This is a genomic window from Pseudanabaena sp. UWO310 (assembly GCF_006861605.1).
Lineage (GTDB): Bacteria > Cyanobacteriota > Cyanobacteriia > Pseudanabaenales > Pseudanabaenaceae > Pseudanabaena.
Map to the genome: position 1 here is coordinate 13,064 of NZ_SELU01000020.1, position 12,311 is coordinate 25,374.

Below are 12,311 nucleotides of genomic sequence, written 5' to 3' on the forward strand. Positions count from 1 at the left end.
TCAAAATAGGTCAAAAATTATCGGTTCAAAACGATGAAGTAATAGATATAGCTATAGTCACTTAAGTCAGGACATCAAACCCAATAGAGAGTTGCGGCGCGAAGCGCCGCAACTCTCTATTGGGTTTGATTTTTGTCCTAACATTACTGAATATAGCTATATTTACTGAATTAAACCCGCAATCATATTAATGCTCATCGCCACAATGGCCGTATTAAAGAAAAAGGAGAGAACTCCATGGGCTAAAGCCAATCGTCTCAGAGATTGTGAGGTAATTGCCACATCGGAAACTTGGCTAGTCATCCCAATCACAAAAGAAAAGTATAAAAAGTCCCAATAGTCTGGCTCGATATCTTCAGGAAAGGCTAATCCTCCAGCATAGGCATTACTCTGGGTCTTATGGTCTTGATAGTATTCGTGAGCATAGTGCATTGCAAAAATAGTGTGAACGAGCAGCCATGACCCAATAATTGTCGCCCCTGCAAGCAATAAATGGAGCAGTACTACATTTAACGCTCCTCCTTTTGTATCTCGCAAGGTAAAAGCGATCGCTAAAAAACTAGCACAGGCAGCAGCGGTAATTAAGCTCAAAATCACAAAGCGTCCTTCATCTTGACTTTGAGCGTTACGGCGCATTGTTTTTGGCGTTACTTTCAACATTAGGAACCAAGTTGAAACCAAAAAACAGAGCATTCCAGTATCCCAAATACAGAGAATCCGAGTAGATAAATTAAACCAAGATGGAAGTAGAACCGACGCGATTAAGGCAAATATACTGGATAAAAATAGGCGAGAACGAATTCGCCATCGAGAGTGCAGTTGATGTTTGACCGTTGTTGGTTTAGGTTCTTGGGGTAATGTCATGGTTGTTTAGGGCTGTCAAGGGAGCGATTCTAGAAATAATCTCTCCCGATCCTGTGGATTTATAAATTTTACTGGAGTTATACCAATTCCCAAAATGGTAACGCCGTTTTGGGAATTGGTATTAGTTCGTGATGGTTTGCGAAGAAAAATGACTCAAGATATCCTATTTCTAACTAGATTGATTGAAATTACTGAAATTATTATCCAAGCCACTACAAGAAAATCTCAGTAAATTATATGTATTAATTCATGTATTAATTCACACTTTCTAAAATCCAATAACTCTGTCGCCCTATGATAATAACAACTAAGTAGCTAAGCATAAGTAAATTTAAAACTGAGAAGAGCATACCGCCTGCTGCGTGGGCAATACAATCTCTAGTTTTAGTTTTTAATTATGCCGAACAACCTAAATATTTATTTTTTAATTAATATTGTATAGATTAAAATAGCAATTCTAATTTCAATATTTCTCCTCTGCTAAGTAGCTAGGTATAATTAAATATAAAACCCAAAAATCTGTGTCATAGGCTGCGCGTAAGTCCCAGATTTTTAGTCTATATTTTAATCATGATTTTAGTCATGCCTAGCTATTTAGAAAAAACTGACTCATTAATAAGGTTAATAAGGAACTATGTCATGGTAACTAAGGAAGCTAGCCCAATCGATACGCATAAGCCAGCTAGAACACAGCAACGTCGATCGATTCCTTTACGGCTAATACTAATTGCCCCCTTTATCATTCAAATCTTTGCCGCTGTGAGCTTGACCAGCTATATTTCGATCCGCAATGGGCAAAAAGCAGTCAATGATTTAGCTAACCGACTGCGAGAAGAGGTTGATGCCAGAGTGGAACAGCATATAACCTCTTTTGTAGAAAAACCTTGGGTGGCAAACCAAATAGTTGCTGACGCTATCCATCAAGGAAGATTTAATCTTAATCTAGAGGAAAACGATCCGCAAAACGATCTGTTTTTAGTTCAGGATGTACGACTATTTAAGGCAATAACTAGTCTTTCTATAGGAACTCCCGACCGAGGTGCTTTTTTGGGGGCAAAAAATCAGAGCGAAAAAGAAATAAAAATTTTTACAGCCAATGAGAGTACGGGATATAAAAGATCGGAATTTACCATAAACGAACGAGGGGAACGGGCTAATTTAACCGATGTTCGACCTAATACTTATGATGCTCGCACGAGACCTTGGTACAAAAAAGCAGTTCAAGCCCAAATAGCTGTATGGTCAGAAATTTATCCCAGTTCCACAACTAATAAACCAGTAATTACGGCTAGTCGTCCAGTATTCGATAGTCAAGGCGGTTTATTGGCAGTTATTGCGGTAGATATTTCTCTCACAGACATTAATAAATTTGTCAGTACTGTTAGCCTAGGAAAGTCAGGCAAGATTTTCATTGTTGAGCGTAATGCCAATATGGTTGCTAGTTCTACCAATGAAAATCCCTTTATAACTACTGACCCTAAACAGCCTGCTCAACGTTTAGCCGCTTCTGCGAGTTCCCAACCTATCATTAAAGAAGCCACTCAATTCTTGCAAAATAAATATCAGAAATTTTCATTAATCAACACCCCCACGAAAGATGAGTTTTATCAGCAAGGCGAACGTCAGTTTCTTCAAGTTACTCCCTTCAAGGACAAGTATGGATTAGATTGGCTGATTGTGATTGTTGTCCCCGAATCTGAGTTCATGGAGCAGATTAATGCCAATACCAATACCACGATTATGTTATGTATAGGAGCCTTATTCCTAGCCGTTATCTCTGGCTTCTATACATCCCGTTGGATTTCTCAACCCATTACAAGACTGAATCATGCCTCCGAAGAAATCACGAAAGGAAATCTCGACCAACAGATCCAACCAGAAGCGATTCGCGAATTGGATAAACTGGGACAAACCTTCAATGAGATGAGCAACCAACTCCAAGCCTCTTTTCACACTTTAGCTCAAGCCAACATTCAACTAGAGCAAAGGGTAGAAGAACGTACCGCCGAACTGGTCGAAGCTATGAAGAAAGCGGATAATGCCAATCAGGCGAAAAGTGAATTCCTTGCCAATATGAGCCATGAACTCCGCACGCCTTTAAATGGAATTTTAGGTTACGCTCAGATTTTGGGAAGGATGAAATCACTCCCAGAAAAAGCTACCCAAGGAGTCAATATTATTCATCAATGTGGTTCCCATCTGTTGACCTTAATTAACGATGTGCTGGATATTGCGAAAATCGAAGCCCGTAAACTTGAACTCGCTCCTAAAGCCATCTATCTACCTGCGCTTATCCAAGGCGTAGTGGAAATCTCCCAAATCCGCGCTGACCAAAAACGCCTCGACTTTATCTATGAAGCCGATCGCAATTTACCCATGGGAATCATTGCCGATGAGAAGCGCTTGCGTCAAGTCTTGATTAATCTATTGGGGAATGCGATCAAATTTACTAACAAAGGTAGCATCACCCTAACAGTCACCCCTTTAAAAATCAATGAAAATAATACGCATCTGCGCTTTGCTGTCACCGATACTGGGGTCGGCATCGCCCCCGATGACTTGCAGAAACTATTTCGAGCCTTTGAGCAGGTGGGCGATCGCTCCCGTCAAGCCGAAGGTACGGGCTTAGGACTTGCCATCAGCCAGCAGATCATTCAGTTGATGGGCGGACAGATTCAGGTCGAGAGCCAACTGGGTGTCGGCAGCACTTTCTTCTTTGAGATAGTGCTGCCCTTAGCAACTGATTGGAATCAACAGCAGACTATTAGCGCGGGAAATATCGTCAGCTATCAGGGGGAAAGGAAAAAGATTTTAGTGGTGGACGATCGCTGGGAAAATCGGGGCGTAATTCTATCTCTATTGGAGCCGTTAGGTTTCATTACCGCCGAAGCCGAAAATGGACTGGATGGCTTAGAGAAAATACGGATGGATTTGCCCGATCTGGTCATTCTCGATTTATCGATGCCCGTCATGAATGGGTTTGAACTATTGAAACATTTGCGGAGTGATCAGAACTTGTACCACTTAAGGGTTATTGTTTCATCGGCTTCCGTATCCAATATCGATCGCCAGATGAGTCTCAAGGCGGGGGGCGATGATTTCCTCGCCAAGCCCGTTCATGCTGGGGATTTATTCAATGCTTTAGCTACCCATCTCCAACTCACTTGGAATTATGAAGAAACGGTAACAGAGGTTAACGATGCTGAGCGAGAAATAATCGCTCCCGACCCTGCGGATTTACAAATTTTATTAGAGTTAGTACGCGATGGCTTAATCAAAAAAGTGACGCAGGTGGCAAAGGAAATCGAGCAAAAGGATGCTCGTTATCAACCTTTTATCCAAAAAATCCTGCAATTGGCTAAGAAATTTCAGTCAGAGCAGATCGAAGAATTGATTCAAAGCCATCTCATCTCAACTAAGTAGCTAAAATAGGACTTACGCCATGCTAACAATTTTACTGGCTTTTGGGTAGATGTGGCGCGGGCTTGCCTGCGCCACATCTACCCAATGCGTATGAGAAGCTAACTAATTAATAAGTAATTATGTCATGGGAACTAAGCGAGCTAAGCAAATAGATCCAAGTAAATCAGATAGAACGCAGAACCGTCGATCGCTTCCCTTAAGATTAATATTAGTCGCACCCTTTACCTTACAAGTATTTGCGGCGGTTGGGATAACAGGATGGCTATCTTTACGCAATGGTCAAAAAGCCGTCAATGAAGTTGCCAGCCAATTGCGCGTGGAATTATCGCAGCGAATTGAGGAAAAACTAAAAACCTATACCGAAATTCCCCATGCCATCAACCGCCTCAATGCCTCTGACTTTACTAGAGGGATAATTGATGTGAGTGGAGTCAAGGGTGAATCACAAATGTGGGAGCAAATGCAGATTTATCCAGACATTGGCGAAGTCCTATGTGGTGATGAAAATGGGAACTTTCTTGGTGTTGATAGGCTTTCAGAAAAAGATCGTTCCAAGCTATCTCTAGCCTTTAGCAATTCGTCAACCAAATTTATCTTTCAATATGTCACTTTAGATTTTGAGGGTAATCGTACTGAGCAGATTAATTTTGGCAAAAAAATCTACGATCCTCGCGTTCGACCTTGGTACAAAGCCGCAAAGGCGGCGGGGCAAAATGTCTGGAGCGAGATTTACCTGCATTTCACGCTCCTATCTCCAATGATCACGGCTAGTGTACCTGTCTATAGCCCAATTGATAAATCCTTAATTGGGGTTTGTGCTACCAATCTCTATTTGTCTCAAGAACTATCAAAGTTTCTGCAAGGTTTGAATATTGGCAAAACAGGCAAAGTCTTTATTGTGGAGCGCTCTGGTAAATTAGTGGCAACTTCTGCTCAGGAACCGATGTTCAAGGGTACAGGAGATAATACTACGCGTTTAGCAGCCGTGGATAGCCCTAATCCCATTATTAGAGCTACGGCTCAGTTTTTGGGCGATCGCTTTCCCAGCCTAAACCAGATCGAGCAATTTGACTTTAATCTGCAAGGCAAGAAGGAGTATATCCAAGTAGTGCCATTTAAGAACTTAAATCTAGACTGGCTGATTGTGATTGCCATTCCCGAATCTGATTTTATGGAACAAATCGATGCCAACACCAATACCACGATTATGCTATGTTTGGGAGCCTTGGCTCTAGCGGCAATCTCTGGCTTCTATACATCCCGTTGGATTTCCCAACCCATTACGAGACTGAATCAAGCCTCCGAAGAAATCACGAAAGGAAATCTCGACCAACAGATCCAACCAGAAGCGATCCGCGAATTGGATAAACTGGGGCAAACCTTCAATGAGATGAGCAACCAACTCCAAACCTCTTTTCACACTTTAGCTCAAGCCAACATTCAACTAGAACAAAGGGTGGAAGAACGTACCGCTGAACTGGTCGAAGCCAAGAAAAAAGCGGATAACGCCAATCAGGCTAAAAGTGAATTCCTTGCCAATATGAGCCACGAACTCCGCACGCCTTTAAATGGAATTCTAGGTTACGCCCAGATTTTGGGAAGGATGGACGCACTTCCCGAAAAAGTCAGCCAAGGAGTCCATATTATTCACCAATGCGGTTCCCATCTGTTGACCTTAATTAATGATGTACTGGATATTGCGAAAATCGAAGCCCGTAAACTCGAACTCGCTCCCAAAGCCATCTATCTACCCGCCCTCATCCAAGGTGTAGTGGAAATCTCCCAAATCCGCGCTGACCAAAAACGCCTCGACTTCATCTACGAAGCCGATCGCCATTTACCCATGGGAATCGTTACCGATGAGAAGTACTTGCGTCAAGTCTTGATTAATCTTGTGGGTAACGCGATCAAATTTACTGACAAAGGTAGCGTGATCCTAAAGGTCGAACCTTTAGAAATCAATGAAAATAATACACATCTGCGCTTTGCCGTCACTGATACTGGGGTGGGCATCGCCCCCGATGACTTACAGAAGCTATTTCGAGCCTTTGAGCAGGTGGGCGATCGCTCCCGTCAAGCCGAAGGTACGGGCTTAGGACTTGCCATCAGCCAGCAGATCGTTCAGTTGATGGGCGGACAGATTCAGGTCGAGAGCCAATTGGGTATCGGTAGCACCTTCTTCTTTGAGATTGTACTTCCCTTAGCGAATGATTGGAATCAGCAGCAGACTATTAGCGCGGGAAATATTGTCAGCTATCAGGGAGAAAGGAAAAAGATTTTGGTGGTGGACGATCGCTGGGAAAATCGGGGCGTAATTCTATCTCTATTGGAGCCGTTAGATTTTATGATCACCGAAGCCGAAAATGGACTGGATGGTTTAGAGAAAATACGGATGGATTTGCCCGATCTGGTCATTCTTGATTTATCGATGCCCGTCATGAATGGCTTTGAGCTATTGCAACATTTGCGGAATGATCAGAACTTCCGTCACCTAAAGGTTATTGTTTCATCGGCTTCCGTATCCAATATCGATCGCCAGTTGAGTCTCGAGGCGGGGGGCGATGATTTCCTCACCAAGCCACTCCATGCTGAAGATCTATTCAATGCTTTAGCCACCCATCTCCAAATCACTTGGAATTATGAAGAAACTACAACACAGGCTAAGGATAGCCAACTAGAAGTAATTGCTCCCGATCCTGCGGATTTACAAACTTTATTAGAGTTAGTAGAAGATGGGTTACTGAGAAAAATGACGCAAGTAGCGAAGGAAATCGCCCAAAGGGATGCCCGCTATCAACCTTTTACGCAAGTAATCCTAAAGCTAGCCAAAGAATTTCAATCAGAAAGAATTGAGCAGATAATACAGCAATACCTAACCCATGATCCTAAAAATAGTTCATAAATTACCATTTCAAAACTATTTTTTTGTGAATAATTTTCGTGAATAATTTTCGTGAATAATTTTTCGTGAATAATTTTTTGTGAATTGCTTTATTCAGCAGTTCAGCATAATTAAAATCCAGATCTAAAACCTGCGGCGCACCCGCAGCCTACACCGCAGGTTTTAGGATTCGGCTAAATCTCAACTCATGGACTAATTATTATGGACTAATTATTTATGCAGCCGAATCAAACTTTCAATTTAAACTTCAGACATCTATTAAACTCTAAAACTTCTCTACAAAAGCAAATTCTAATTACGGTATCGAGTCTATTATTAATTGCCCTACTCCCAACCATTGCCCTGCTGACTTGGACGGCAAGGCGATCGCTTTTGGAGCGCACCCAAGCGGAAGGGGTTCGTATTGCTCAGGTGTTGGCACTCAGTGCTGGGGTAGTCGAGAAAATCCCCCAAGATGTCGAGAAAGTCCTTGAGGATCAGATGATTGTTTCGGCAACCATTACGGCTCATCTCGTAGGGATTGCGGAGGCTAGTGGGCTAAGTCCAGAGCAAATAAACAATCGGCTGAAGGCGATCGTCAAGGCTAGCGTCCTAGATGAGTTTTGGATTACCGACGAAAAGGGGAAAGCCTACCTCACTAATACTGGTGTTGATTTCACCTTTAGCCCCGATCCCCAAAAACAGCCGCAGGCTCACATCTTTTGGCAAATCCTCCAAGGCAGTAAAAAGACCGTGGTGCAGGAAGCGCGACGACGTGAGGTGGACAATCAAATTTTCAAGTATGTTGCGGTGGCAGGTCTCGACAAACCTCGGATCGTGCAAGTGGGCTATAACGCCCAACTTCTCGAGAGTATTCGCCAAAAAGTCGGGATCAAGCCCCTAGTCAATCATCTCCTCAAGGGAGAAAATGTCCGCGCAATTTGGGTGGTAGATTCTAAGCTGAAAGTGCTGGCGGCCGATCGCATCGCAAAATCGACAGATTCCGATGCAGCTCTAGATCTAGGGGTAACGGATTTATCCAGCCTTCAGAATGCGATCGCTAGCAATCAGATTTTCAGTCAGATCGATGGTAAGTTTCTTAAAGTTGTCGCCCCCCTGCCCGATACCGAGGGTCATGTCCGAGGTGCAGCGATGGTTTATTTATCCTTAGAATCAGTACAGGATGCGCTCAATGATCAACTAAAACTAGCCCTTGCCTTAACTATTGTGGTTCTCACCATTGGTCTGTCCGCTTCCTATTTCCTATCCCGTTGGATTACACAGCCTATTCTGCTATTAAGCCGAGCCTCCAAACTTCTCTCGGAAGGACAATGGGAACAGGTGGTGGCAATTAATCGCTCGGACGAATTAGGAGAGTTGGGAAACTCTTTTAATCTCATGGCTAACCAGTTACAAGATTCCTTTCGGGCTCTAGAAAAAGTCAATGCCGACCTCGAAGATCGAGTGGAAGAACGGACTGAGGCTCTTAGAATCAGTGAAGAACGCTTCCAGTTAACGATGCAGAGCGTCAATGACGGTATTTGGGATTGGTATCTTGATACCAATCAAGTCTATTTTTCTCCCCAGTGGAAACTCATACTGGGCTACGCTGATGATGAATTGGTCAACAAGCTTAGCACTTGGGAAGAGCTGACACATCCCGAAGACTTGGGATCAGCTTATGCAGGTATCCATGCGCACCTAAAGGGCTTAACTTCTACCTATCACTTAGAATTTCGGATGCGCCACAAGGATGGCGACTATCGCTGGATTTTGTCGCGGGCGAAGGTAGTGGCGTGGGATGGGATGGGGCAGCCCCTAAGATTAGTAGGTTCCCATACTGATATTAGCGATCGCAAAGTTACGGAAATAGAACTACAGGCTGCCAAACAAGCCGCAGATAATGCGAATCAAGCCAAAAGTGAATTCCTTGCCAATATGAGCCATGAACTCCGCACGCCTTTGAATGGGATTCTGGGTTACGCTCAGATTTTGGGAAGGATGGACGCACTTCCTGAAAAAGTCAACCAAGGAGTCCATATTATTCACCAATGTGGTTCCCATCTGTTGACCTTAATTAACGATGTGCTGGATATTGCGAAAATCGAAGCTCGTAAACTTGAACTCGATCCCAAAGCCATCTATCTACCTGCCCTCATCCAAGGTGTAGTGGAAATCTCCCAAATCCGCGCTGACCAAAAACGCCTCGATTTCATCTACGAAGCCGATCGCCATTTACCCATGGGAATCATTACCGACGAGAAGCGCTTGCGTCAAGTCTTGATTAATCTTGTGGGGAACGCGATCAAATTTACCGACAAAGGTAGCGTGATCTTAAAGGTCGAGCCTTTAGAAATCAATGAAAATAATACACATCTGCGCTTTGCTGTCACCGATACTGGGGTGGGCATCGCCCCCGATGACTTGCAGAAACTATTTCGAGCCTTTGAGCAGGTGGGCGATCGCTCCCGTCAAGCCGAAGGTACGGGCTTAGGACTTGCCATCAGCCAGCAGATTGTTCAGTTGATGGGCGGACAGATTCAGGTCGAGAGTCAACTGGGTATCGGCAGCACCTTCTTCTTTGAGATAGTGCTGCCCTTAGCAAATGATTGGAATCAACAGCAGAATATTAGTGCGGGAAATATCGTCAGCTATCAGGGGGAAAGGAAAAAGATTTTGGTGGTGGACGATCGCTGGGAAAATCGGGGCGTAATTCTATCTCTATTGGAGCCGTTAGGTTTTATGATCACCGAAGCCGAAAATGGACTGGATGGCTTAGAGAAAATACGGATGGATTTGCCCGATCTGGTTATTCTCGATTTATCGATGCCCGTCATGAATGGGTTTGAGCTATTGAAACATTTGCGGAATGATCAGAGCTTGCGTCACCTAAAGGTTATTGTTTCATCGGCTTCCGTATCCAATATCGATCGCCAGTTGAGTCTCGAAGCGGGGGGCGATGATTTCCTCGCTAAGCCCGTTCATGCTGAAGATCTATTCAATGCTTTAGCCACCCATCTCCAACTCACTTGGAATTATGAAGAAACGGCAACAGAGGTTAACGATGCCGAGCGAGAAATAATTGCTCCCGATCCTGCGGATTTACAAATTTTATTAGAGTTAGTACGCGATGGCTTAATCAAAAAAGTGACGCAGGTGGCAAAGGAAATTGAGCAAAAGGATGCTCGCTATCAACCTTTTATCCAAAAGATCTTGCAATTGGCTAAGAAGTTTCAGTCAGAGCAGATCGAAGAATTGATTCAAAAACACCTACATGATAAGTAACCAAAACCAGAGAGTAACGCTCGCGTAGCGAGCGCTACTCTCTGCTAGCCTTAGCTAGTATCACTCCCCCGAAGATGAGTAGCGGCGCGAAGCGCCGCTACTCATCTTCGGAGGTTCCTTACCTTGCTATAGCCCGATCGCGTTAAATACTCAGCCAATTAATAATATATTTTGCCACCACCCCATTTGATACCAACAATTTTAGGCTGAAGTAGAATATGCCCTGCAATGCTTTCCAGATCTTCATCACTGAGATTTCTCATTTGCGGAAAAATATCGGAACTCTTGATGCTTGGGTGAAGTTCGGAGATTTCTATCGCACCATCATAGGTAGTAGGATTTTTGAGATAGTCTACCAAACCTTTAAGATTATTGCGGTTAGGTAAGGCTCCTGATAAATCTTCTGGTGAAAGTCCGACGTTTTGGTTAGTTTTGGTTATACCTCCAGCATGACATTGAGCGCAAGCATAATTAAAAAGCCGTTTACCTTCTTTAACTTGAGTCAAACTTATAACAATTGTGTCTCCTCTATCATTCAAAGGAACTGTGCGGGTTGCTTCATTCAGTTCGAGAGCTGAAGCTTCACTCACAAATATTTGCAATGAGAATAGCAAGGTAGCCAAAATTAAACTGATGCATTTTTTTAGCATATTTTTCCCACAAGAATTTCAAATTTGCCAAAGGGCGATCGCTCTATGCTTTATCCCAATTCACGAAAGTGTGATCACAATTTTGTGAATTAAAAACTAAACCCCGTAGGGGTTTCCAAGCTCAAAATGGTATAGCCATTTTGAGCTTTGGCATTATTTCAAATAATACTCAGTAGCTAAGCATAAGTAAACTTCAAACTTAGAAGATTGTACCGATCGCATAGCGATTGGTACGCCCTCTAGCTTTAGTTTTAATTATGCTGAAATAATTATGTTTAACGCATAAAACAATAGGGTGTTTGCAAAGCGATCGCTGTAAGTATCATGACTAGAGTATGGGTATGAAAAAGCTGTCTTTCAAAGAAAAGATTTCCGATATTGTTCTGAAAAATGCTCGAGACTGGGAGCATTACTAGTGAGCGATATTCTCAAAGAAAAAGAGTCCCCTAGCGAGTAGGGGACTCTTTTATACTTAATTCAAAGGTAATTATTAAGGTGTTTCCAATCGATCGCGTCCCCTAGCGAGTAGGGGATAAAGATTCGGTTTTGCGGGATAGATGCGCCCGAAAAGTTTCCAATCGATCGCGTCCCCTAGCGAGTAGGGGAATCGCCTCACTTGTCACCCTTACCCCCGCACAGATCGGTTTCCAATCGATCTCGTCCCCTAGCGAGTAGGGGACGGAGACAATCTCAGGAGCCACCTTTGTCCAATCGTTTCCAATCGATCACGTCCCCTAGCGAGTAGGGGAAAGACAGATACTATGGCGCTTGGGATTTTGAAGAGTGGTTTCCAATCGATCGCGTCCCCTAGCGAGTAGGGGATGAACAACACAGAGGCAATCAAGTATCAGCTTGGGACGTTTCCAATCGATCGCGTCCCCTAGCGAGTAGGGGGAGCAAAGCTGAATACACTGGACAAATACGAGCGAATGTTTCCAATCGATCGCGTCCCCTAGCGAGTAGGGGAGTTAAAGAAGTAACTATTGATGGTTACACTCAGTTTGTGTTTCCAATCGATCGCGTCCCCTAGCGAGTAGGGGAAGATCGAGCAAATTAAACGTATCAGACTCGTAAAACGGGGTTTACAATCGATCGCGTCCCCTAGCGAGTAGGGGATCTAAACCTTAAATTTATGCCAGACATAACAACAGATGAGTTTACAATCGATCGCGTCCCCTAGCGAGTAGGGGAACTAAAATAGTTCGGAG

Annotated in this window: 5 protein-coding genes and 1 CRISPR repeat array (1 of these 6 cut by a window edge); of the genes, 3 read left to right on the forward strand and 2 right to left on the reverse strand. The window is 43.6% G+C overall.

Features of this window, described 5'->3' with window-relative positions:
• Positions 1 to 162: 162 nt before the first annotated feature.
• Positions 163 to 864, reverse strand: a complete 702-nt coding sequence (locus PseudUWO310_RS08525; RefSeq protein ID WP_142600259.1) for a DUF1345 domain-containing protein — start codon at positions 862 to 864, stop codon at positions 163 to 165.
• A 639-nt stretch (positions 865 to 1,503) separates the two neighbouring features.
• Here PseudUWO310_RS08525 and PseudUWO310_RS08530 point away from each other — a divergent pair.
• The 3 genes from PseudUWO310_RS08530 (at position 1,504) to PseudUWO310_RS08540 (ending at position 10,453) form a co-directional block, all read left to right on the forward strand.
• On the forward strand, positions 1,504 to 4,287 hold the full coding sequence (locus PseudUWO310_RS08530) for a hybrid sensor histidine kinase/response regulator (RefSeq protein ID WP_142600260.1): 2,784 nt from the start codon (positions 1,504 to 1,506) through the stop codon (positions 4,285 to 4,287).
• A 124-nt stretch (positions 4,288 to 4,411) separates the two neighbouring features.
• Entirely contained in the window at positions 4,412 to 7,189 is a 2,778-nt protein-coding gene (locus PseudUWO310_RS08535) for a hybrid sensor histidine kinase/response regulator (protein ID WP_142600261.1), read from the forward strand.
• A gap of 216 nt (positions 7,190 to 7,405) precedes the next feature.
• Positions 7,406 to 10,453, forward strand: coding sequence for an ATP-binding protein (locus tag PseudUWO310_RS08540; protein ID WP_142600262.1), 3,048 nt, complete (start codon positions 7,406 to 7,408; stop codon positions 10,451 to 10,453).
• A 158-nt stretch (positions 10,454 to 10,611) separates the two neighbouring features.
• Here PseudUWO310_RS08540 and psbV read toward each other — a convergent pair whose 3' ends face one another.
• A complete protein-coding gene (gene psbV / locus PseudUWO310_RS08545) occupies positions 10,612 to 11,103 on the reverse strand; it encodes a photosystem II cytochrome c-550 (protein WP_142600263.1) in 492 nt (163 codons plus the stop codon).
• 497 nt (positions 11,104 to 11,600) lie between these two features.
• Positions 11,601 to 12,311: a CRISPR direct-repeat array (repeat unit 36 nt; unit sequence GTTTCCAATCGATCGCGTCCCCTAGCGAGTAGGGGA); it runs 719 nt beyond the window's last position.

Coding starts and splice junctions, on each gene's coding strand:
- PseudUWO310_RS08540 (WP_142600262.1), top strand. CDS start 7,406: ATGCAGCCGAATCAAACTTTCAATTTAAACTTCAGACATCTATTAAAC.
- PseudUWO310_RS08535 (WP_142600261.1), top strand. CDS start 4,412: ATGGGAACTAAGCGAGCTAAGCAAATAGATCCAAGTAAATCAGATAGA.
- PseudUWO310_RS08530 (WP_142600260.1), top strand. CDS start 1,504: ATGGTAACTAAGGAAGCTAGCCCAATCGATACGCATAAGCCAGCTAGA.
- psbV (WP_142600263.1), bottom strand. CDS start 11,103: ATGCTAAAAAAATGCATCAGTTTAATTTTGGCTACCTTGCTATTCTCA.
- PseudUWO310_RS08525 (WP_142600259.1), bottom strand. CDS start 864: ATGACATTACCCCAAGAACCTAAACCAACAACGGTCAAACATCAACTG.